This is a genomic window from Paenibacillus sp. B1-35 (assembly GCF_050474385.1).
GTDB lineage: Bacteria > Bacillota > Bacilli > Paenibacillales > Paenibacillaceae > Paenibacillus_B > Paenibacillus_B alvei.
Map to the genome: position 1 here is coordinate 42,526 of NZ_JBCHVJ010000002.1, position 23,532 is coordinate 66,057.

The 23,532-nt window shown below is 48.1% G+C and carries 21 protein-coding genes; 20 read left to right on the forward strand and 1 reads right to left on the reverse strand.

What is annotated here, in order from left to right; all coding sequences use genetic code 11:
• Positions 1-6: 6 nt before the first annotated feature.
• The 4 genes from ACQ5BJ_RS07680 (at position 7) to ACQ5BJ_RS07695 (ending at position 4,020) form a co-directional block, all read left to right on the forward strand.
• Positions 7-1,335, forward strand: coding sequence for a replication-associated recombination protein A (locus tag ACQ5BJ_RS07680; RefSeq protein WP_430110281.1), 1,329 nt, complete (start codon positions 7-9; stop codon positions 1,333-1,335).
• A gap of 56 nt (positions 1,336-1,391) precedes the next feature.
• Positions 1,392-1,949, forward strand: coding sequence for a PCYCGC motif-containing (lipo)protein (locus ACQ5BJ_RS07685; RefSeq protein WP_367668131.1), 558 nt, complete (start codon positions 1,392-1,394; stop codon positions 1,947-1,949).
• A 179-nt stretch (positions 1,950-2,128) separates the two neighbouring features.
• Positions 2,129-2,437 carry an ArsR/SmtB family transcription factor gene (locus ACQ5BJ_RS07690; RefSeq protein WP_005547475.1) on the forward strand — a complete coding sequence of 103 codons (309 nt, stop codon included), beginning with the start codon at positions 2,129-2,131 and terminating at the stop codon, positions 2,435-2,437.
• Between the two features lie 230 nt (positions 2,438-2,667).
• Positions 2,668-4,020, forward strand: coding sequence for a hemolysin family protein (locus ACQ5BJ_RS07695; protein ID WP_262866977.1), 1,353 nt, complete (start codon positions 2,668-2,670; stop codon positions 4,018-4,020).
• A 90-nt stretch (positions 4,021-4,110) separates the two neighbouring features.
• On the opposite strand, the gene mnmA is transcribed toward ACQ5BJ_RS07695, so the two are convergent.
• Positions 4,111-5,217: a tRNA 2-thiouridine(34) synthase MnmA gene (gene mnmA, locus ACQ5BJ_RS07700; protein ID WP_005547481.1), complete on the reverse strand. Its 1,107-nt coding sequence runs from the start codon at positions 5,215-5,217 to the stop codon at positions 4,111-4,113.
• Between the two features lie 303 nt (positions 5,218-5,520).
• Between mnmA and cymR the strand changes: the two genes are divergently transcribed.
• The 16 genes from cymR (at position 5,521) to ACQ5BJ_RS07780 (ending at position 23,462) form a co-directional block, all read left to right on the forward strand.
• Positions 5,521-5,940, forward strand: coding sequence for a cysteine metabolism transcriptional regulator CymR (gene cymR, locus ACQ5BJ_RS07705; RefSeq protein WP_005547485.1), 420 nt, complete (start codon positions 5,521-5,523; stop codon positions 5,938-5,940).
• 83 nt (positions 5,941-6,023) lie between these two features.
• The gene (locus ACQ5BJ_RS07710) at positions 6,024-7,208 is read left to right on the forward strand and encodes a cysteine desulfurase family protein (RefSeq protein ID WP_005547487.1); all 1,185 of its coding nucleotides are present in this window, start codon (positions 6,024-6,026) and stop codon (positions 7,206-7,208) included.
• A gap of 149 nt (positions 7,209-7,357) precedes the next feature.
• On the forward strand, positions 7,358-7,840 hold the full coding sequence (locus ACQ5BJ_RS07715) for a PRC-barrel domain-containing protein (protein ID WP_005547490.1): 483 nt from the start codon (positions 7,358-7,360) through the stop codon (positions 7,838-7,840).
• 47 nt (positions 7,841-7,887) lie between these two features.
• Positions 7,888-8,103 (forward strand): hypothetical protein, encoded by a 216-nt coding sequence (locus ACQ5BJ_RS07720; protein ID WP_040735985.1) that lies wholly within the window; start codon positions 7,888-7,890, stop codon positions 8,101-8,103.
• A 247-nt stretch (positions 8,104-8,350) separates the two neighbouring features.
• Complete coding sequence (locus ACQ5BJ_RS07725) at positions 8,351-10,240, forward strand: anaerobic ribonucleoside triphosphate reductase (protein WP_430110377.1); 1,890 nt, start codon at positions 8,351-8,353, stop codon at positions 10,238-10,240.
• Positions 10,189-10,722 (forward strand): anaerobic ribonucleoside-triphosphate reductase activating protein, encoded by a 534-nt coding sequence (nrdG, locus tag ACQ5BJ_RS07730; protein WP_005547496.1) that lies wholly within the window; start codon positions 10,189-10,191, stop codon positions 10,720-10,722. The genes ACQ5BJ_RS07725 and nrdG overlap by 52 nt, the downstream gene beginning before the upstream one ends.
• Positions 10,723-10,790: 68 nt before the next feature.
• Entirely contained in the window at positions 10,791-11,855 is a 1,065-nt protein-coding gene (locus ACQ5BJ_RS07735; RefSeq protein ID WP_005547498.1) for an AI-2E family transporter, read from the forward strand.
• A 224-nt stretch (positions 11,856-12,079) separates the two neighbouring features.
• The gene (locus tag ACQ5BJ_RS07740) at positions 12,080-15,418 is read left to right on the forward strand and encodes a SwmB domain-containing protein (RefSeq protein ID WP_430110273.1); all 3,339 of its coding nucleotides are present in this window, start codon (positions 12,080-12,082) and stop codon (positions 15,416-15,418) included.
• A 443-nt stretch (positions 15,419-15,861) separates the two neighbouring features.
• Complete coding sequence (gene alaS / locus ACQ5BJ_RS07745; RefSeq protein WP_005547501.1) at positions 15,862-18,498, forward strand: alanine--tRNA ligase; 2,637 nt, start codon at positions 15,862-15,864, stop codon at positions 18,496-18,498.
• Positions 18,499-18,654: 156 nt separating this feature from the next.
• On the forward strand, positions 18,655-18,915 hold the full coding sequence (locus ACQ5BJ_RS07750) for an IreB family regulatory phosphoprotein (protein ID WP_005547503.1): 261 nt from the start codon (positions 18,655-18,657) through the stop codon (positions 18,913-18,915).
• Between the two features lie 56 nt (positions 18,916-18,971).
• Positions 18,972-19,388 (forward strand): Holliday junction resolvase RuvX, encoded by a 417-nt coding sequence (gene ruvX / locus ACQ5BJ_RS07755; protein ID WP_005547506.1) that lies wholly within the window; start codon positions 18,972-18,974, stop codon positions 19,386-19,388.
• Between the two features lie 9 nt (positions 19,389-19,397).
• Positions 19,398-19,697 (forward strand): DUF1292 domain-containing protein, encoded by a 300-nt coding sequence (locus tag ACQ5BJ_RS07760; protein ID WP_005547509.1) that lies wholly within the window; start codon positions 19,398-19,400, stop codon positions 19,695-19,697.
• The gene (locus ACQ5BJ_RS07765; RefSeq protein ID WP_005547511.1) at positions 19,694-19,993 is read left to right on the forward strand and encodes a DUF1292 domain-containing protein; all 300 of its coding nucleotides are present in this window, start codon (positions 19,694-19,696) and stop codon (positions 19,991-19,993) included. Before ACQ5BJ_RS07760 ends, ACQ5BJ_RS07765 begins: the two co-directional genes overlap by 4 nt.
• Positions 19,994-20,089: 96 nt before the next feature.
• Positions 20,090-21,151 carry an endolytic transglycosylase MltG gene (gene mltG / locus ACQ5BJ_RS07770; RefSeq protein WP_005547513.1) on the forward strand — a complete coding sequence of 354 codons (1,062 nt, stop codon included), beginning with the start codon at positions 20,090-20,092 and terminating at the stop codon, positions 21,149-21,151.
• 17 nt (positions 21,152-21,168) lie between these two features.
• Positions 21,169-22,104: a peptidase U32 family protein gene (locus tag ACQ5BJ_RS07775; protein WP_268599147.1), complete on the forward strand. Its 936-nt coding sequence runs from the start codon at positions 21,169-21,171 to the stop codon at positions 22,102-22,104.
• Between the two features lie 17 nt (positions 22,105-22,121).
• Entirely contained in the window at positions 22,122-23,462 is a 1,341-nt protein-coding gene (locus tag ACQ5BJ_RS07780) for a peptidase U32 family protein (RefSeq protein WP_430110268.1), read from the forward strand.
• The last annotated feature ends 70 nt before the right edge of the window (positions 23,463-23,532 follow it).

Consider the following 23,532-nt stretch of genomic DNA (forward strand, 5'->3'; position numbering starts at 1 on the left):
ACAGATATGGATTTATTCTCTTATGGGGAAGAACAGCAGCATCCGACGATGCGATTGCTGGCTGATCGAATTCGGCCAAGGACATTGGAAGAGTATATTGGCCAAGAACATATAGTAGGGCCGGGAAGACTGCTGCGAAGAGCGATTGAAGCGGATCGAGTCTCCTCGATATTGCTGTATGGGCCGCCAGGCTGCGGCAAGACGACGCTCGCTAATATCATCTCGGAGCAGACGAAGGGTGAATTCGTTCGCTTAAATGCAGTCGATGCATCAGTTAAGGATGTTCGAGCAGTTATTGAACAAGCTGATACGAATAAGAAGATGTACAATACCAAGACTATTCTGTTCTTGGATGAGGTTCATCGCTTTAATCGATCACAACAGGATGCATTGCTGCCTGCCGTTGAAAAGGGGACGATTATATTCATCGGCGCAACGACGGAAAATCCATTCCATCATGTAAATGGGGCGTTAATCAGCCGCTCGACCTTGTTCCAATTGAAGCCGCTCACGAAGGAGCACTCGCTAATTGCGATGAAGCGGGCTTTGGTTGATAAGGAGCGGGGACTTGGATTCATGCCGGTTCAGGCAGACTCGGATGCGCTTGAACACATTGCTTCCATGGCGAATGGCGACATACGCCGTGCATTGAACGCGCTGGAGATGGCGGCAATGACGACGACACCGAGGGAAGACGGGACAGTCCACATTACATTGGAAGTGGCGGAAGAATCTGTTCGAAGGCCGATTGTACAGGCAGATGAATCGGTACAGTATGATGTATTGTCTGCCTTCCACAAGAGCATTCGCGGATCAAGTGATGCGGCCCTGTTCTGGTTCCTGTATGCGGTCGAGAAGCTGGGCATGGATCCAATGACATTCATTCGCAGATTAACCGTTGCATGCAGCGAAGATATTGGACTAGCGAACCCGCAAGCAATGGTGCAGGCTGTTAGTGCGCTGGAGGCCTATCATCGAATAGGCTGGCCGGAGTCGAAGTACATCGTGGCGCAAGCTATTTTATTCGCGGTTGAAAGTCCAAAGTCCAACTCGATCCCGCTTGCCATTGCTCGCGTCATGCAGGCGTTTGAAGATATTAAGACGGCTGAAGTGCCATTGCATTTGCGCGATACGCATTACAAAGGCGCGGACAAGCTCGGACACAAGGGCTATCAGTATCCACACGACTATCCAGGACACTATGTGGAGCAGCAATACCTGCCTGACGCAATAAAGAAGCGGGTATTCTTTATGGCGAACGAGCAGGGGACAGAAGCCAAAATGCGCATCAACCAAGAGCGGAGAAGGGGCTCGCATGGTCGAGGCGACGCTTAGTTTAGACAGACCTTTATATTGAATTTGAAATGAATACTTTGGTGGGGGGTATTTTCATGTTCAGTCACAGGCAAAGAGCTAACAAAGAACAAAGTCGCAATCGAATCCCGAAACTGGCACTCGTTATTAGTTTACTGGTATTGGCAATTGTAACTGGCTGTGGGAACTCCTCTGATAGCAAGGAAGCGGAAGGTCATGCGGATACTTCGAAAGGACAGCATGATCGGTTGATGAAAAATGGTGATTTGCGTCAAATTACGGCGTCTGTTGATGAGCTTCCGCCATTCTTGAAGGATAAGCAGAAGGAAATGCAGCAAATTTATCAGCTTGCAGCTACGAACAGTGAACTGCTGCAATATATGCCTTGTTATTGCGGCTGTGGAGAAGTGGCTGGACATAAGAGCAACCTGAATTGCTTCGTTGCATCGAAGGAAGAAGGAAAGATTGAATGGGATGATCATGGCACTCGCTGTGGCGTATGCCTTGATATCGCCGTTGAAGCTTCCCTGATGCTCCGTGATGGCAAGTCGATGAAGGATATCCGTCAAACGATTGATACTAAATACAAAGAGGGTTATGCAGAACCTACTCCTACACCGCTTCCTTCCGTGTAGAAGAAGAATTCATGCATGCCCAATTTCCAATTGGCATGGATTCCTAAGGAATCCATGTTTATTTTTCTTCGCTTTGTCATAACCTACTGGCAACAGTGCCATACATATGTAGGTATGTTCATCTCGTTCTCACGCATAGCAGCAAGATATGGATGAACAACACAAAGGAGAAGAAGAAGATGAATTATTTCCTGGGAAAAGATTTGGATGCAGAAGTGCTGGAAAGGGTATCGCAAACGTTCAAAGCGCTGGGCGATCCAACACGTATTCGAATTTTGTCGCTTCTTGCGCGTGAAGAATGTGCTGTGAACCAAGTGGCAGACGCGCTGCAGCTATCTCAGTCTGCAGTATCCCATCAGCTCAAGACACTGCGGGCATATCGTTTTGTCAGATATCGCCGGGAAGGACAGAACATTTTGTACACATGCGATGATGCCTATATTATCGAACTGTTAAATGAGGCGGTTCGATACGCGACCGAACAATAGTGAATGTATTAAACTTTATGTTCCGATTCATCTTCAACAAAATTGGTGATAGGACGATATAAAGAAAGAATATACATAATGAAAATCCCATTAACATTCATATGTTCAATGACTGGGTGGATGAGAGTAGGATTCTTATGTATTTTCTTATATAATAGATGTATGTCTTTATTTTATTGTATGGGGAGGTGTTCCTGTCCGTTTCGAATAGGGAGTGGGCAGGAGATCGGGTGAGTAGTGATCCGTTACCGATATTTTGGGGAATGTTGTTTGTTCTGCTGTTAGTATTTTTGAATGGCTTTTTCGTTGCGGCGGAGTTCGCGATGGTGAAGGTGCGCGGGAGTCGTCTTGATACACTCGTGCAGGAGGGGAACGCAAAAGCAAAGCTGACGCGGCATGTGACAGAGCATTTGGATGCTTACTTGTCAGCCTGCCAATTAGGCATTACGCTTGCTTCGCTTGGCCTTGGTTGGATCGGGGAGAAGACAGTTGCTCAACTGCTGTATAAGCCATTGACGGCATTAGGGGCAGGAACAGCGGTTATCACTTCCATATCAACTGCTATCGCGTTTATTTTCATCACGGTGCTGCATATCGTTCTTGGGGAACTTGCGCCGAAGACTTTGGCAATACGCAAGTCTGAACGAGTAGCGTTATGGACTGCCGGTCCATTAAGCTTATTCTATAAGGTGATGTATCCGTTCATCTGGCTATTAAATGGTACGGCCAACCTGGTACTGAAGTTGTTCGGTATCGAGCCGGCTTCAGAGCATGAATCGGCACATACGGAAGAGGAAATTCGTATCTTGGTCAAGGAAAGCCATAAGAGTGGGTACATTGATAATACTGAACTGGCACTTGTGGACAACATTTTCGATTTTACGGAAACGCATGCACGTGAAATTATGATACCAAGAACGGATATGATTTGTTTATATGTACAGGATTCGTTTGAGGTGAACAAGACGAAGGTTCTTACGGAAATGCACACACGCTATCCGGTGTGCGATAACGATAAGGATAATATTATCGGCTTTATCCATATCCGTGACATTGTGAAGGCGCCAGAAAACTTGGACAGCATTCGTTCCATCGTACGACCGATGTTAAGTGTTCCGGAGTCAATGTCCATTAGCGCATTGTTGAAATTAATGCAGAAAAATAAGGTGCAGATCGCGCTGCTTATCGATGAATTTGGTGGAACAGCGGGTTTGGTCACGTTAGAAGATATTATGGAAGAAATCGTAGGCGAAATTCAGGACGAATTCGATGAGGAAAGGCCACAAATCGAGAAGAAAAACGAAACAAACTTTTCGATTGACGGACGGTTGCTGATCGAGGAAGTTAATGCTTATTTCGGCACAGAGATCAGTTCTGAAGACTACGACACGATTGGTGGCTGGATGTATGCCATGGTCGAGGTTCCGCCACGGGTTGGCCAACGTACTCGAGTCGAAGGCGCTTTTGAGTATGAATTTATCGTTGAAGAAACCGATCATTTCCGGATTGCGCGTCTCCATGTGAAAAAGCTGGGGGCAGCGAGCAATCATGATTCGATGATGAATACAGCTTCAAGCATATAGCATAATGACGAAGGGGGTTATCCCGAGCTGGTTTTAAAGCGCAGCTGCGGGATAACCCCCTTGTTGTTGATTCCTATGAATATGAATTGGTTATGCCTTTAATTTGTGAACGATATCGATTGTGCCGCCGCCTAGACATGTGTCCCCATCATAGAAAACGACAGCTTGTCCAGGGGTTACTGCACGCTGATTGATATCAAAGGTAACCTCTACCGTTCCGTCCGCGTTCTTTTGGAGTGTGACACCTTGATCCGGCTGGCGGTAACGGAATTTGGCTGTGCAGCGGATTGGCTCATTTGGCATGTCGCCAGCAATCCAGTTGACTTGAGAAGCGACAAGTCCTGTAGAGTAGAGGCTAGGATGATCGTCACCCTGCACGACATACAGCACGTTATTAGTCAAGTCTTTCTCTGCTACGAACCAAGGCTCTCCGCTACCTGAGCCGCCAATGCCCAAGCCTTGGCGTTGACCTAGGGTGTAGTACATGAGTCCGTCGTGGCGGCCTTTCACCTCATGTGTTCGAATATCGATCATTTGACCTGGTTGTGCAGGCAAGTATTGGCTTAGAAACTGCTTGAAGTTGCGCTCTCCAATAAAGCATACGCCGGTGCTGTCCTTTTTCTTGGCAGTGGCCAGCCCTGCTTCTTCGGCAATACGGCGAACTTCCGGCTTCGGCAAATGTCCAATAGGGAACATCGCCTTTGCCAACTGCTCCTGATTCAAGGCATTAAGGAAGTATGTTTGATCCTTATTGCTATCAACACCGCGCAGCAGGGTATGCTTGCCATCCTCGTGGAGGACGCGAGCGTAATGGCCTGTCGCCAAATAATCCGCGCCTAGGTCGAGTGCTTTTTGCAAAAATTCACCGAACTTAATCTCGCGGTTGCACATAACGTCTGGATTTGGCGTACGGCCGCGACGATATTCGTCCAAGAAATAGGTGAAGACCTTATCGAAATATTCCTTCTCAAAGTTCACCGTATAATAAGGGATGCCAATCTGTTCACAGACGCGGCGTACATCTTCCGCATCGCTTTCGGCTGTGCACTGACCGAATTCGTCCGTGTCATCCCAGTTTTTCATGAATATGCCGATGACATCATAGCCTTGTTGCTTGAGCAGCAGAGCCGTCACCGAGGAATCTACGCCGCCTGACATGCCGACGACGACGCGAGTGTCCGCATTAGATTTTGTCATTGTATCACCGTCTTTGCTGCGAGCTGTGGCAATTGCGGCCCGTTTGAAGGCTGTCGGCTCGCGAATTTATAATAAAGGATTGCTACAAAGGCACGCCTTATTCACATCCTTTTGTATTATACCATAAGGGGGTATATACCGGAAATATGACATGTTGTCAAGAAAATTTCAAGCAAATGGAAATAATTTGTGAATGCCGAAGCAGAATATTGTCCATAAAGGGAAGAGTTATGTTACGATATACAGGGTGCCTTAATCGGAATACATTGGATTGATACGATATTAAATAATGAGGTGTACAATATGAAAATTTCAACAAAGGGTCGTTATGGCCTTACCATTATGATGGAGTTGGCAAGGAGTTGTGGAGAAGGTCCAACATCGCTAAAGAGCATTGCGGAGAAAAACCAACTTTCTGAGCATTATTTAGAGCAATTGATTGCTCCGCTGCGTAATGCAGGATTGGTAAAAAGTATTCGTGGGGCCTATGGCGGCTATGTGCTAGCTGGAGTGCCTGAGCATATTACAGCAGGTGAAATTATTCGCGTGCTGGAGGGTCCAATCTCGCCAGTCGATTTTACAGAAGAGGACGATCCGGCGAAGCGTGATTTGTGGCTGCGTATTCGTGACAGCATTGCACAGGTTTTGGACTCCACGACACTGGCTGATTTGGTTAACTACAAGGATGAGGGAAGCCAAGACAGCTATATGTTCTATATTTAATATTGAAAGATAAACAGCAAGTTTCTTATCGTAATAGATAAGCTTGATAAGGATATATGGATTAGCAGAAACGAGGGAATACAATGGAACGCATCTATTTCGACCATGCAGCAACAACCCCACTTCATCCGGATGTCTTGCAAGCGATGACCGACAGTATGCATCAAGTGTTCGGAAACGCTTCCAGCGTTCATGCGTTCGGGCGCGAAGCGAAGCTCGCTTTGAATCAAGCTCGTGATCGCATTGCCGCGCAGCTCGGGTGCCAGCCTCAGGAGCTTATCTTCACGAGCGGAGGGACGGAAGGGGATAATGCTGCCGTCTTCGGTGCCGCATGGTCTGCTTGGCTGCAGCAATGTTCGGATCACAATCAACCAGCATCCGCTCGCAAGCCGCATATCGTGACGACGCAAATTGAGCATCATGCGGTGTTGCATGCGTGCGAGCGATTGGAGCAATTCGGATTTGAAGTGACTTATGTGGCGCCGGATCAGACTGGGAAAGTATCGGTTGAAGCAATTAAGGCTGCGCTGCAGCCCCATACTTGTCTTATAAGCGTCATGTACGGCAACAATGAAGTAGGCACAATTCAACCAATTGAGGAAATCGGGCGTTTGGCTCGTGAGCGTGGAATTGCTATGCATACTGATGCTGTGCAAGTGCTGGGTCATTTGAAATTTCGATTGTGCGAGATCCCCGTAGATTTCGCAAGCTTCTCTGCCCACAAAATTAATGGTCCTAAGGGCGTGGGTGTTCTATATGTGCGTTCGGGTGTGCATTGGGATCCGCTGTTATATGGAGGAAGCCAGGAACGCAAGCGCAGAGCGGGAACAGAGAATGTAGCGGGTATCGCTGGTATGGCCAAGGCGCTGGAAGTGGCGAATGCTTCGCTGAGTGAGAAGCTTGAGGGGCTCGGACAAATTCGCAATACATTGTGGATGGAGCTGTCATTGGCACTTGGGGATCGCGTAGTCATGAACGGGCATCCTACTGAGCACTTGCCGCATGTACTGAATGTCAGCTTCTTGGACGTGCCAACCGAGACAATGCTGATGAACTTGGACTTGGCTGGCATTATGGCCTCAAGCGGATCCGCCTGTACTTCAGGTTCGCTGGAATTGTCGCATGTACTTGAAGCTATGGATTTACCGGATGAGCGCAAGAGAACGGCTGTACGATTCAGCTTCGGATTGGGCAATACTAATGAAGAGGCTGCTTGCGCTGCGCAACAAATTGCAACCATCGTATCACGTGTTCGTACTAGACAGTAAGGGACTGTCACAGCGTGAAAGGAGGGGCGATTGAGATAACGCGGCATGCTAGCCGAGGTCGTACTCGAAGAAGGGTTTCATCAATTTCGAACCTAGAACGACCTGCATGATTTTTGTAAAATGCCGTTAGCTGAAGAGGGGGCCCCGATATGAAGCTGTTGGAACTGATCGGCCTTCCCGTGTATGCAATTGAGACGGGGAAGCGATTGGCCAAGGTGAAGGATATCCGCATTTCGAATGATTGGACTATAACGCATATAGAGCTTGATGGTCGTTCCCGTAAGGGTTCGCCTCCTCCATCGGTTAGCTGGGAAGAGGTAACTGCCTGCGGAGAAGACGCAATAATGATCGCGAATGATACAGCCATCCGCCAGACGGAGGCTATCCATATAGAGAGGACTTTCTTGACAGGGAATGGAGCGTTGAAGGATTTGCCTGTCATGACAAGTGAAGGATCGCAATTAGGATGGGTCGCTGATGTTTATTTTCAGCCAAATATGGGTAACCAAGTAACAGGTCTGGAAATTTCAGACGGTTTGCTGTCTGACCTGCTGGAGGGCAGACGGCGGATAGATGGGACAAGCCGCTTGAAATGGGGGACTGATGTTATTGTCTTCGAGGATAGCGGATAGCCTGCACGGTACGAACAAATTAGTCAACGGACGGAATGGTGAGAACGATGTTGCGATGCCCGAACTGCAATTCCAAAGATATCGGGAAGATTGGCTCCCACCAATTTTATTGCTGGGGATGTTATATAGAGCTGACGGTGAACGGAGACAAGATGTCCGTGTACCAGGTTGAAGAGGACGGTACATTAAGCTCTCTGGATGATTTATTTTTTGGCGATGAATTTGCGTCGCCTGCGTTCCCGGAAGCACAGGCCTCGTCCTAAGGATTGGGCAGAACAAATATCCATCATATGGAACATTGGCGCTCGTAATCGCTTCGTAGAGGCGAGAACGGGCGCTTTTTGCATGCTCGTCATTTTGTCCGTGATGAATCTCATATTGTGAGAAAAAGAGTTCGTTCATAATACATATTGTGCTCATTTTCAAACAAACACACTAGATATAGTTGACATAGACGATTTGCACTGAAAATGAAGGTACATAATGTGAAAGGACTGAGTTGATATGACGATGGTATCCATGAAACGAACAAGCACGGTATGGGAACGGAACAAGCCGACGGGCACGGAGCGGTTAACGGCATCGCTACATGACATCGTAGACGGCGGAAATCAGGATCTGATGCAGGAAAATGCGAATGTGGATGGACGTTCGCCTATGGGGATGATGGGTAAAATCGCAAGCGAGAGCGCGCGTTGGTATACGATTCAGCATCTGCTGTCTGCTGACGTAAGAGAGGCAGTGGAACAAAACCTGATGTATCCGCATGACCTCGATTTCTATGCTTCCGGTACGACAACGTGCTGCCAAATCCCGCTTGGCAAGCTGTTAAAGCAAGGGTTCAACACGGGTCATGGATATATGCGCGAGCCGCAGGATATTAAGAGTGCGCTTGCGCTGGCGTCGATTATATTGCAGGCGAACCAGAATCAGCAGCACGGCGGGCAAGCATATCCGATGTTCGATTATGATGTAGCCCCTTATGTACGCAAAACTTACAACCGGCATCTTCGTTATATGGAATCGCTGCCGCTGCCAGAGGATTTCGATCTTGCAGCAGAAGTATGGCGATTAACGGAGCGGGATGTATATCAGGCTTGTGAGGCATTCATTCATAATGCGAATTCCATGCATTCCAGAGGCGGCGGGCAGGTGCCCTTCATCTCGCTCAACTATGGCACGGATACATCCTTGGAAGGACGAATGCTTGTGAAGCAGCTTCTGCTGGCGACACAAGCTGGACTAGGCAGAGGGGAGACGCCTATTTTCCCTATTCAAATTTTCAAAGTGAAAAAGGGAGTCAACTTCGACTCATCTGATCCGAATTACGATTTATATCAGCTTGCACTGCAAACGACAGCGCAGCGGTTATTCCCGAACTTTGCCTTTCTCGATGCTCCGTTTAATGCACAGTACGATAATGGTACGCCAGAAAGTGAGGCCTGCTATATGGGCTGCAGAACGCGCGTCATGGGGAATGTGAACGGAGAGGAAACGGCGATCGGCAGAGGGAATCTGTCCTTCACCTCGTTGAATCTCGTTCGTCTTGCTATGCTGTCAAGCAGTATAGATGATTTCTTTATTCGCTTGGACACTATATTGAAGCTGACGGTCAAGCAGCTGACGGAGCGGCTGGAGTACCAATCGAAGAAGCAGGTAAGAGACTTTGCATTTTTGATGAAGCAGGGTGTATGGCGTGGCAGTGAAAACTTGCAGCCAGAGGATGAGCTTGGGGAAATCCTTAAGCAAGGGACACTTAGCGTTGGCTTTATCGGACTTGCAGAAGCTCTGGTCGCGCTTACAGGTACCCATCATGGCGAGTCTGAGGAAGCACGCAAACTAGGAATGCGGATCGTGACTCATATGCGTATACGAATGGATGAGGCAATTACAGCGACAGGTCTTAATTTCTCATTGATCGCGACACCGGCAGAAGGACTATCTGGGAAATTTACAAGCCGGGATCGGGCTGATTTTGGTGTAAGAAAGGGCATTACGGATCGGAAGTATTACACCAATTCCTTTCATGTGCCTGTATATTGCTCCGTGAAGGCGATCGATAAAATCCGGATTGAAGGGCCTTTCCATGAGCTGTGCAATGCAGGACATATTACTTATGTGGAACTGGACGGCAGTGCCAAGGCTAATCCAAAGGCGCTTGACCGAATCGTGCGTGCGATGGCGGCCAGCGGAATTGGCTATGGCTCTCTTAATCATCCTGTCGACCGCTGCCGCACTTGTGGCCATCAAGATACAATTGAGGACAGCTGTCCGGTATGCGGAAGCTCTGGCAACCAAATCGAGCGCATTCGCCGCATTACTGGATATCTGGTTGGGGATATGAACAAATGGAATACCGCAAAGCGGACAGAGGAGTCGGAGCGGGTGAAGCATCAATGAGCCTGCGCGTTCTATCCATTTTGCACGACAGTGTTGTTGACGGGGAGGGTCTGCGCACAGTCATTTTCTTCAGCGGATGTCCCCACCAGTGCAAAGGATGCCATAATCCGCAATCCTGGAACATGATGAACGGTACGGAGATGACTGTAGAGGAGGTGGCAGCCGAGGTGCTGTCCAATCCGCTTACAGATGTAACCCTATCCGGCGGAGAACCGTTCATGCAGGCAAAGGAAGTGTCGGAGTTGGCCCGGCTGCTGCGTCAGTCTGGCCGACATATATGGTCATATACAGGGTATACGGTCGAGCGGTTGATGGAGCACGGTACTCCAGATCAACAGGAACTGCTTCACAGTATTGATGTCCTGGTCGACGGGCCTTTCATAGCAGAGCGCCGTTGTCCCGGACTCCCTTTCCGCGGCAGCGACAATCAGCGTATCTGGCGAATAGAAGATGGAACTCCTGTTGGATTAATTTTTCCCTAGGCTACACATACTTTACTGTATTGCAAGCATTCTACATACTAGCTAGTTGGAACGGAGTGTATGGTACAGTGGAGCGTTTTTGGAAAAACCGTCTATTCGTCATGAGCATCTATTGTCTGCTAGGTCTTATCATCCTCTATTTATTGTTTATGATGAAACCTCTAATTGGGCATGTCTATGGCTTTCTTAAAGCTATACTTGCCCCTTTCTTCGTGGCGATGATTATTGCTTACGTGCTCAATCCGATCGTAACCCTGCTCAATGAGCGTAAAGTTCCCCGCACAATGGCGGTCTTGCTTATTTATGCGGTATTCATTGCAGTCGTGACAGTCATTTTAGTCAATATGATCCCGATGCTGGTGAAGCAGCTTGCAGAGCTTAACAATCAGATGCCCCATCTGAATGCGAAGGCGGAGCAGATGATGGATGGTGTAGGAAAAACGATGCCGCCTTCCGTACGTTCTGGATTAAACAACTCGATTTACGCGCTTGAGGAGCGCATCGGCAAGACGATTTCAGACTTTATGGAAAATATCGGAGCTGCCATTAATATGCTCTTCATTGCGCTTATCGTTCCCTTTCTCATTTTCTATATATTAAAGGATTTCGATGTGTTCGAGCGTGCTGTTATCGCCTATGTGCCGCGCTCGCATCGGAAACACACGGTACTGCTGTTCCGGGAAATCGATGAGGCGTTGGGCAGCTACATACGGGGACAGTTCCTTGTATGCGTCATTATTGGCGTGCTTGCTTATATTGGCTACTGGATCATCGGCATGCCTTATGCACTGCTGCTTGCCTTATGTGTTGCGGTGTTCAACATTATTCCCTATCTCGGGCCATATTTCGGTGCAGCCCCTGCGCTTATTTTTGCAGCGACTGTATCGATCAAGATGATTATTTTGGTCATTGTGGTCAATACAATCTGTCAAATCGTGGAGGGCAATATTATTTCGCCTCAGGTAGTAGGCAAAACCCTGCATATGCATCCACTCACAATTATTTTCGCTCTGCTGGTCGGCGGCGAGCTTGCTGGCGTTGTAGGGCTTATCCTTGCAGTACCCTTTTTTGCAGTGATTAAAGTAATCTGTCAGCACATTGTAGCTTATCAGATTCGCCGCAAAACCGTGTAAATCAATTTTGGATAATCAAGGAGAATGTTAAAGATAAAAACCCCTACTTTAGTCCTGTTTTTCAGAAAGTTTCGCAATCTTGAACAACAAATTCGTTGTCAGGCGCGTTTAAAGAAGTGGATGCGGCGTTTAAGGATATTGGACGCCGTTATTTTATTCGTGAATGATTGCAGATGCCGCGTCCTGCGAAATGAAATAGGAATGATTAGGAGGAGAGTTCTTACGTGAAACGAACACTTGCGATATTATTGACTATTGCTTTAGCAATGGAACTTTCTGCGAATGCCGCGATGGCATTGCCGCAGACGGGATCAAGCACAACGCTTAAAGATGCATGGAAAGACAAAATAGAAGGCTTAAAAACAATTAAGGTGTCGTCCATGATCCCTGCCGCAGGGGCGACAGATGTCAACGTCGGAACTGAGTTGATTCTTGCGTTCAATACTGAAGTAGAAAAAGGAAGCGGAAACATCACCTTGCGGAAGAAGAATGGTGACAAGGTTGAGGATATTGCAGTAGACAGCAACCAAGTTCGCTTGGATGAGTCGAAGAAAAAAGCGACGATTACGTTATCAAAGCCGTTGGAGGCTGGGAATGCTTACCGGGTACAGGTTGATTTCGGTACTTTCAAATCAGGCACTTCAGAGTTCCTCGGTGTTTATGATCCAACGGAGTGGACCTTCACGACTGCAGCCGATGCTGGTGCCCCTCAACTGGATGTACTGGCGCCATCGATTGGGCAGCGAGATGTCCGTGTGGACTCTAAGCTAGTGTTGACCTTCAAGGAGAAGGTATGGAAGCAATCCGGCGGAAGTATCATCATGAAGCAGGCGAAGGATGGCAAAGTGTTTGAGGCGCTGCCGATGTCCTCCAATCGTGTTGCTGGTGACGGCACAAATACGATTACGATTGATCCGGTACAGCAATTGAAGCCGAGCACAGAGTATACGATAGAAATCGCGGCAGATTCCCTGCGCAATGCAAGCGGAAAGTCTTACCCGGGATTGAATACATGGAAGTTCACAACGGGCAATGAGGACGCAGGGGCTCCTACTTTGAAGTCTGCTGCACTTAGTAAGCTGGATACCGTTCGTTTAACGTTCAATAAGAGTTTGAATAAGAACTCACAGCCGCCAGCCGCCAGCTTCGAAGTAACGGTGAATGGAAATTTACGCCGCGTTACGGGGACAGCTATTGGGGACAATTATGTCGATGTCAGCGTAGAAAGCGGGATTGCAGCCGGGCAAAATGTGCTCATCTCCTATCGTCCGAGCGCTGAACGCAAGCCAATACAGGATACGGCAGGCAATCCAGCAGCCGCATTCGAGAAGGCGGCAGTCAGTAATGATGTTGACCGTACTCCACCTATCGTTAAACAGGCTAGTGCGGAAGGAATGAAGGTAATTCTGGACATATCGAATCCGATGGATACCGTATCTGCCCGTGCATATGAACAGTTCAAGGTTACCGTGGATGGGAAGGAAAAGTCGGTAAGCCGTATTTCAGTGGATGGTTCTAGAGTTACGTTGTCGCTTATTTATCTGATCCGCGACAATCAAACGGTAAGAGTGAGCTATAAGCCGGATCGTTATCCATTGAAAGATCGCAGTGGCAACCAGCTTGAGGCATTTACGGATCTTTTGGCGCGAAATGATGCAGATACGAAGGCGCCTGTGGTTCAAAGGGCAGAGGTTAGCGGGAGCCTGCTGACGTTGACTTATAATGAATCATTGGATACGAGCAAGGTACCGCCTCGCAGTCATTTCTCGGTGTATGTCAATCGTTCATCCCAAAGTGTCGATTCTGTTCAAGTGCGAAATAATGAGGTTCATCTCGTCTTAAGCTCCAGTGTTGGCGACAACGATGATGTCACAGTATCGTACTTGCCAGGGGAGCCTCGAATTTCTGATTTGGCTGGAAATAAGGCATCCGGATTCGCATTGATGAAGGCTGATAACCGTTCTGACCGAACCGCGCCAACGTTGCGTTCGGCTTCAGTGAAGGGCAGTGCGATAACGCTTGTCTTTTCCGAGCGGCTGAAGGAATTTCCTTCTCCTGACGCATCACAATTTGTGGTACAGTCAGACAACCGGACAATTAAAGTAAAGCGTGCTTCTACTCGCAACGAAGAGGTTACCTTGACACTGGACGAAGCGGTCAATGCCTACAGCACGGTAACCGTTGCTTATTTGCAAGGGAAAAACCCGATTAAAGATTTGGCAGGCAATTCCTTGCAGTCGTTCGCATCTACCGCTGTGACCAATAAAACGGATGGTTCCACCACACGCCCGGGCGATATACAACCTGCTTCCTTCCGTTGGTTTTTGGATGATGGCTGGTATTTGCTCTCGAGCTCGTCAGCGGACACTAGCTCTGATCGTTCATTAAGCGGCAGTTCTGTTAAGCGTTATACGATACCGGCAAACAAGTTGAAATCATCCTTTGAATATGTACTCCAAAACGGTACGCGCAATCATCTGGCGTTCGATGTTCCGACATCCGAACGCGGAGCGGTGGTCGCTGTTCCATTGCAAACCTTGAATGAGGTATACAGTAAGGCAAATGATGCGGTATTCTCTATTCGTTATGGAGATATCCTGATGTCGGTTCCGTTGCGAGAGTTGGACTTTCGTGCTCTCGAGCGGGAGTGGGGGAACAATCAGGCATACCTGCTGCTCCAAGCAGAATCGGAATCTGGATCGGATTCTCGTGCATTGCTGCGCAGCCTGAATGATACAGGTGCACGCGTACGAGTCAATCCGATTGAATTCCGCTTGTCGGCATTCGCAGGCTCCGCCACGCCGCGTACGATTGAGGCGAATTTGAAATACAAGGTGCGCAACGTACAATTGGTACAACGAGGAAATGCATCAGCCGTCCGTTATGATTCCGTGCTGAACAAGGCGGGATATGTGCCAACGGTAACGAAGCAGGAACTTGGCGTTACGGTGTACGCTTTCCAGTTCAAAGGCAATCGTTCTGTGGCCATGATGGATCGTACGAAAGATTTCTCTGACATTAAAAGCCACTGGGGACGCGACGCTATTCGCGAATTGGCATCAAAGTATATTATTGAGGGTGTTAGTAATGACGCATTCGCACCGAATGCCAACATTACACGCGGACAGTTCGCGATCTTGCTGGCACGCTCGCTTGGGCTTCAAGCTGATGCGTCTGGAGCTTCCGCCTATCGTGATGTGAATCCGTCCAGCATGATGGCTCCTTATATTGGGGCTGCAACCAAAGCGGGAATTATTGGCGGTTATGAAAATGGCATGTTCCGTCCAAATGAGTCGATCAACCGTGAACAAATGGCTGTTATGCTCGTTCGAGCGATGGAATATACAGGACGCGATGTTGCTTCCAATCCAAGTTCGCTTAATAAGTTCAACGATCGCAATCAGGTAAGCGGCTATGCGCGCGACGGCGTAAGCAAGGCAGTCTCTACAGGCATAGTTCAAGGGATGACCGCCAATACATTCCAGCCAAAGGCTACGGCGACACGTGCGCAGGCTGCAGTTATGCTGAAACGCATGCTTGAGCAAATTGAATATCTAGGATAGAAGCTTCTTATTCATATCCGCAGTGCAGGCAGACTTGGTTCAAAGGAAAGATGTTTGACAACTGTTTGCCTGCTGCTTATACTAGATAATTGGATAGATATATGGAACAAAACGACGACGAATTCAAGTAAGCTGAAGCCCTGGGAGCAGAGAGAAGATTCCGGATCGGCGAACGCCGGCTGGCTGTAAGAATCTTCACCGAGAAGAGCAGCTGAATGCTAATTTCTGAGTGTGAATGGAACTTCACCGGGACGTGCCCGTTATCAACGTCAAGGCGATCGCAGACGCTTGTCTTACCCGTTGCTTGCATCATGGTGCAGGCTTGATTGATTGGATAAGACTGTATGCGATAACCAGGGTGGTACCGCGATATACGAATCGTCCCTGATTTTCAGGGGCGATTTTTTATTTTTATATGACAATTTAGTTGGGGGCGTTTATTCATGAAGGCTAGTGAAATTCGCGAGAAATGGTTAAAATTCTTTGAGAGCAAAGGGCATCACATTGAGCCGAGCGCATCGCTTGTGCCTCACAATGACCCATCGCTGCTTTGGATTAATGCGGGCATGGCCCCGCTGAAGCCTTATTTTGACGGACGGGTGAAGCCTGAAAACCCGCGTATTGCAAACTCGCAAAAATGTATTCGCACGAACGATATTGAAAATGTCGGCAAGACACGCCGCCACCATACGTTCTTCGAAATGCTCGGGAACTTCTCCATCGGCGATTATTTCAAAGAAGAAGCAATTACTTGGGCTTGGGAGTTCTTGACGAGCAAAGAATGGATTGGGTTTGATCCAAACCGTCTCTATGTTACCGTCCATAACGAGGATGAAGAAGCGTACAAGCTGTGGAACGAGAAAATTGGCCTCCCTGCTGACCACATCGTAAAGACAGGCGATGATAACTTCTGGGATATCGGGGAAGGACCTTGCGGCCCGTGTACTGAGATCTTCTACGATCGCGGAGAGAAGTACGGAACATTGGAAGAGGATCCAGAATGCTATCCAAGCGGTGAGAACGAGCGCTATTTGGAAGTGTGGAACAATGTATTCTCGCAATACAACCACAACAAGGACGGCAGTTACACGCCGCTGCCGAACAAAAACATTGATACAGGCGCAGGCTTGGAGCGCTTTGCATCGATCTTGCAGGATGTAGACTCCAACTTCGATACTGACCTGTTCCAGCCGATCATTCAAGCAACATGCCGCATTGCAGGCGTGAAATATAATGAACGTCCAGAGTTCGACGTTGCCTTGAAAGTTATTGCTGACCATGTTCGTACGGTAACATTCGCAGTAGGCGACGGCGTATTGCCATCGAATGAAGGTCGTGGATACGTTATCCGCCGCTTGCTGCGCCGTGCGGTTCGCTACGGGAAAATCCTCGGCATCGACCGTCCATTTATGGTAGAACTGGTACAAACGGTATGTGAAGTAATGGGTGCGCATTACAAGGAGATCGTTGAAAAACGCGAATTTATCGAAAAAGTGATTAAGAACGAGGAAGAACGTTTCCACGAAACGCTTGTCGAAGGATTGGCGATATTAGAAAGCTTGGCATCTGCTGCGAAGCAGGAGGGCCGTACGCAAATTGGTGGGCAAGAAGCGTTTAAGCTGTATGATACGTATGGCTTCCCATTCGACCTAACGGAAGATTATGCTTCCGAACATGGGTTGACGGTAGACCGTGAAGGCTTCGACCAAGCAATGCAAGAGCAGCGTGATCGTGCTCGTGCAGCTCGTCAAGATACAGGAAGCATGAAGGTTCAAGGCGGACCGCTTGCTGATTTCACGACTAAAAGCGAATTCGTTGGATATAATGAGTTGGTAACGGAATCCAGTGTGTTGGCGATAATCGTTGGCGACAACATGGCTGAGGAAGCACAAGCAGATACGACTTGCCAAGTGGTGCTTGATCGTACGCCATTCTACGCAGAAAGCGGCGGTCAGGTAAGCGACAGCGGTCTGCTTACAGCAGCCGGGTTCAAGGCAAAGGTTCAAGATGTAGTGAAGGCGCCTCATGGCCAGCATGTTGCTGTTGTTCGCGTGGAAGAAGGATCACTTCGCGTTGGCATGAAGGTACAAGCTGCAGTTGATCGTGCGATCCGCGAGGATATTATTAAGAATCACACCGCAACACACTTGCTTCACAAGGCGCTGAAGCTCGTATTGGGCGAGCATGCGAACCAAGCAGGATCTCTTGTTCAGCCTGATCGCCTTCGTTTTGACTTCACTCATTTAGGAAGCATTAGTGAAGAAGAGCTTACTGACATTGAGCATCGTGTCAACGAGCAAATCTGGAAAGGCACACAGCTCGTCATCGAATCAAAATCGATTGATGAAGCAAAAGAAATGGGCGCAATGGCATTGTTCGGCGAGAAGTACGGCGATGTTGTGCGTGTCGTACAAGTCGGCGATTACAGCATTGAGTTGTGCGGCGGCTGCCATGTTGGCAGCACTTCGGAAATTGGCCTCTTTAAAATTGTAAGCGAGAGCGGTATTGGCTCTGGCGTACGCAGAATTGAAGCCGTAACTGGACGTCATGCGTATCAATATATGGAGGCTCAATTGGAGCTGTTGAAGCAAGCTGGTTCATTGCTTAAATCAAATGTGGCCGATGTGCCGAAGCGTATTGAAGCGATGTTTACCCGCGAGAAAGAGCTTTCCCGTGAAAATGAATCGCTTAAGGGCAAGTTGAGCAGCATTGAAGCAGGACAATTGACAGATCAGGTAAAAACCGTTGCTGGCGTTCAAGTATTGGCAGCGCAAGTTGATGCTGGCGGTATGGATGCGCTTCGTACGACAGCGGACGAGCTGAAGGCGAAGCTGCCAGAAGCTATTATCGCGCTCGGTGCAGTGAACGAAGACAAGGTGAACTTTGTCGTTGCAGTTGCTCCTGGGCTTGTGAAGAAGGGGCTTCATGCCGGCAAGCTGATTAAGGAGCTTGCTTCTGTATGCGGCGGTGGAGGCGGTGGCCGACCGGATATGGCACAGGCGGGAGGCAAGGACGCTTCCAAGCTTCCAGCGGCGTTGGCTCTTGTAGAAGAGCTTGTTACGAAGCAGCTTGGCGTATAATATAAGAGAGGAGCCCTGTTGTATAGGGCTCCTTGATCCGATTCCATTAAGTGTCGCATTGTCGTCAAATTTGTGAACAATGCCAAGCTATGAAGCGGAATATTTTCTAGTTTGTTCGGGTATGTGTTATGATAAGAGTAAAGCGAGGTGTTAGCGATGAATTCCATGGATAAGACGATGAAGTTCAATGTAAAAGCGGAGGAACAGCAAGCTTCCAACGAAGATATCCTGTTGTCTGTCTATGATGCGCTTCTCGAGAAGGAATACAATCCTATTAACCAGATCGTTGGTTATCTTCTATCCGGGGATCCCGCTTATATCCCGCGGCATAACAATGCTCGAAGTATCGTGAGGAAGAAGGAGCGGGACGAACTGATAGAAGAATTGGTTCGTTTCTACTTGAATCATCACCGTTAAGTCGCGAAGATGAACGTATCACGGATGAAGAAGCACACAGCACTGGGAGAGAATGAATGAAGATTCTTGGCTTGGATTACGGAGATCGACGGATCGGTGTCGCGATTAGCGATGCTTTCGGTTGGACGGCGCAAGGGCTGGAAGTCATTGAACGCCGCAAACCAGAGGATGATCTGAAGCGACTTGGTGACATTGTAAAGGAACACGGCGTGGAAGCCATTGTTCTCGGACTGCCGAAGAATATGAATGGCACAGTCGGACCTCGGGGCGAGCTAAGCATGTCATTTGCAGAACAGTTGAAGCAGTCGTTCGGATTGCCCGTTCACCTGTGGGATGAACGCTTGAGTACGGTGTCGGCAGAACGCACATTGCTGGAAGCTGACGTCAGTCGCAAGAAGCGTCGACAAGTCATCGATAAGATGGCGGCAACCATTATATTACAAACATATCTTGACTATCAATCAAGAAGGTGAGGGGTTACTATGACACGAGATGAACATTTGCAAGAAGAACCGGAGATCATTTATATTCCGGACGACGAGGGCAACGAGGAAGAATTCGAAGTCATTATGAAGTTCGATGTAGATGGCACGAACAAAAAATATATGATGGTCGTACCTGTTGAATCCGACGATGATGATTCCGACGAAGTGTACGCGTTCCGTTATGAGGAAGACGAAGACGACTTGAAGCTGTTTACCATCACGGATGAAGAAGAATGGAACATCGTTGAGGAAACGTTCAATACTTTATTTACCGCAGACGAGGAGAATGAAGGGTGACCGAACGAGTGGAGCTTCAATTGACAGAGCAGCTGAAGAATGCTTTCGGTCAATTCGTTGAAATGACGGACGACGCTGGCAACAGCCGTGTTCTGTCGCTAATCGCTGAATTCCGACTTGACGATCAAGCCTATGCCGTATTGCTTCCAGAAGGTGCTCAGGAATCTGAGCAGGAACTGTATCGCATTATCGGAAGTGAAGAAGAAGGCTGGGAACTCGAATCGATTGAAGACGATGATGAGTGGGAAGAAGTAGCCGAACTGTATGATGAACTGACGTATCGAGACGAATTTTAATTTGTAGTTTGTTGAGTGATACGCGGCATCAGCTAACTGATACTTTACGGAAAAAGGGCGGAAATCCGCTCTTTTTCCATGTAGGAGAGTGTGTGGATGAGGAAAGGCTTGAAGATTTATCTGACGATCAGCCTTGTGATTCTGCTTGTGGCCGGGGTTGGGATTGGTTATATATGGAGCGAAATGCGTCCTTCTGCGCAAGGGGAGCGGGATATCCCGGTTGTAATCGAGCAAGGCTCTGGAACAGCAGCGATCGCATCGCAGTTGGAGGAGCAGGGAATTATTCGCAATGCACTCATATTCAAAGTGTATCTGAAATGGAACGGGGAGGGCAGCCGTTTCCAAGCGGGGAAATATTTATTCCGTTCAGGTTCTACCTATGACAACATTATTGCCAAGCTGAACAGCGGTGATGTTGTTGCGGAAGAAATGGTGCGCTTCACGATCCCTGAAGGTTATACCGTGGAACAGATTGCGGACAAACTAAGCAAGGACGGCATTGTGGACAAGGAGCGTTTCCTGAAACTGACGGATGATACGTCTTGGCTCAAGCAGTCAGCGCCGCTTGTTACGCATATTCCTGATGGTGTTAAGCTGAAGCATAAACTTGAGGGGTACTTGTTCCCTGAGACTTATGAACTGAAGAAGGGAAGCTCCGAGGAAGACATTATTACTCGAATGGTGCAGGAAACAGAGAAGCGTTTGTCACAAGCGTCACCAAGCTGGGAGGCTGACCTGAAGACACGTGGATTGTCGTTTCATGAAATGATGACGCTGGCTTCATTGGTCGAGCGAGAGGCTGTCGTTGATACAGAGCGTCCGTTGATTGCGGGCGTCATTGATAATCGAATCGCCAAGGGCATGCGGCTGCAAATCGATGCTACCGTTCAATATGCACTGGACAAGCCGAAGGAACGTTTGTATTATAAAGATTTGGAAATCGATAGTCCATACAACACGTATAAAATAGATAAATTGCCGCCGGGCCCTATTTCTAGTCCAAGTACAGCCTCCATTCAAGCAGTGTTAAAGCCGGAGGCTTCAGAGTATTTGTATTATGTGACCAAAAAAGACGGCTCCCAAACGCATCTGTTCGCCAAAACGTTTCCAGAGCATGAGCGTAATATCGAACAGAGCAAGAAAACGGCAGGTCAATAGAAAGTGGTGAAATGAATATGACTTATCAACCGGAATTGCTTGTTACCGCAGGCAGTGTTGAGGAACTGGAGCGTCTGCTTCAGGCTGGTGCGAATGCAGTCCTCGTCGGGGAAGTAAAATATAGCGTGCGCATGCCGGGTGAAATGACAATCGCGGATATTCAGGCAAGCCTGCCGATCGTCCGCAGCCATAACGCCAAGCTGTATGTTGCAGTTAATAATATTATGCATAATGAGCATTTAACGGATTTGTCTGAATATTTGAAACAACTGGAGGATCTTGGAGTCGATGCGATTGCCTATGGTGATCCGGCTGTGCTGATGGTTGCAAAAACTGCGGCACCATCTCTTCGTTTGCAATGGAATGCCGAGATGACATCCACGAACTACCGGACAGCTCAATACTGGCAGAAGCGCGGCGCAAGTCGCATTGTTGCTGCCCGTGAGCTGAACTTGGAGCAAGTCGTAGAGATGAAACATCAGCTTCCTGACATGGAAGTCCAAGTGCAAATTCATGGCATGACTAATATTTATCATTCGAAGCGTCACCTAGTTCATCATTACATGCATCATCTTGGTAAAGAGGAAGGTACGTATGAAGTGGGCATGGATCAGAAACTCTTCCTCGTTGAACGGGAACGTCAGGATGAGAAGTTCCCGATGTATGAAGATGCCAACGGAACCCACATCATGAGTTCTGACGATATTTGCTTCATTGAAGATTTTAAGTCACTGCTTGATGCTCGTATCGACAGCTTCAAAATCGAAGGAATATTGAAGTCTATTTCATACAATGAAACCGTCGTTCGCGTGTATCGTGAAGCAATCGATTCCTATATCGCCGATCCTGAAGGGTATGTCATGAAGGATGAATGGATGGATCGCATCCGTGCTGTTCAGGATCCTGAGCGAGAGCTGTCATTCGGATTTTTCTATAAAGAACAAATGTATTAAGGAGGGGGCGTACAACGATGAGCACACAAACAAAACATAAATATAACGGCAAGCGATATCGCTTGGACAAGCCGGAACTGCTCGCTCCCGCCGGCAATTTGGAGAAGTTGAAGTTCGCCATCCATTATGGTGCGGATGCCGTATACATTGGTGGTCAGAAGTACGGTTTGCGCTCTAATGCAGACAATTTCAGCTTTGAAGAAATGCGTGAAGGTGTGGAGTTTGCTAAAAAATATGGCGCAAAGGTGTTCGTTGCGACGAATATTTATGCGCATAATGAAGATGTCGAAGGGTTAGAGGAATATCTTCGCAATTTGGAGGATGCAGGCATTAGCGCGATTATTGCCGCAGATCCATTCATTATTGAAACGGCGCAGCGTGTGGCACCGAAGCTGGAGGTTCACGTAAGCACCCAGCAGTCGATCGCCAACTGGCAAACGATTCAATTTTGGAAAAATGAAGGCATGCCTCGCGTCGTCTTGGCTCGGGAAACGAGCATGGATGAAATCCAGGAGATGAAAAATCATGTCGATATCGAAATTGAGGCCTTTATTCACGGAGCGATGTGTTCTTCCTATTCCGGACGCTGCGTGTTGTCCAACCACTTTACAAACCGCGATTCCAATCGTGGCGGCTGCTGCCAATCATGCCGCTGGAAATACGATCTGTTCGAGGATGACCGTGCAGATGCAATGGATATGATCAGCGAACAGGAAGCATCGGGTTCTTCTGTTCTGGAGCAGTTCCGTCTGGGCGTGAATCAGAAGGCGTTGTTCGATGAGAATGACAATGCGTTCGCTATGAGCGCGAAGGATCTGTGCATGATCGAGCATTTGCCGGATCTTATCGATGTAGGGGTAGACAGCTTCAAAATTGAGGGACGTATGAAGTCGATTCATTATGTGGCCACGGTAGTAAACGTATATCGGAAAGCCATTGATGCTTATATGGCCGATCCAGACAACTATGAGCTGAAGCAGGAATGGTTGGATGAGATTTATAAGGCGGCTAACCGTCCTGTTAATACTGGCTTCTTCTACGAAGAGCCGGATCATGAGGATCATATTTACGAGCCGGAAGACAAGCCGGCACCTTATGATTTTGCTGGTTTGGTTATAGATTACGATGCCGATACTGGCATTGCGACGATCCAACAGCGCAATCACTTCAAGGTGGGAGCTGAGGTTGAGTTCTTTGGCCCGAACAACACGTTCTTCAAGCAAACGGTGGATAAGCTGTGGGATACAGAAGGCAATGAGCTGGATGCAGCTCGCCATCCGCTGCAGCTCGTACGCATGAAGGTTGATCAGCCGGTAACGTATTTCGATATGATGCGCAAGAAGAACGCAAAAGCGTAAAACATAGATCAGCAATTAAATAAGAGCAGTAATAATCAGCAGTCGTTTTAAGCCCTTGCCAGAAGATGGC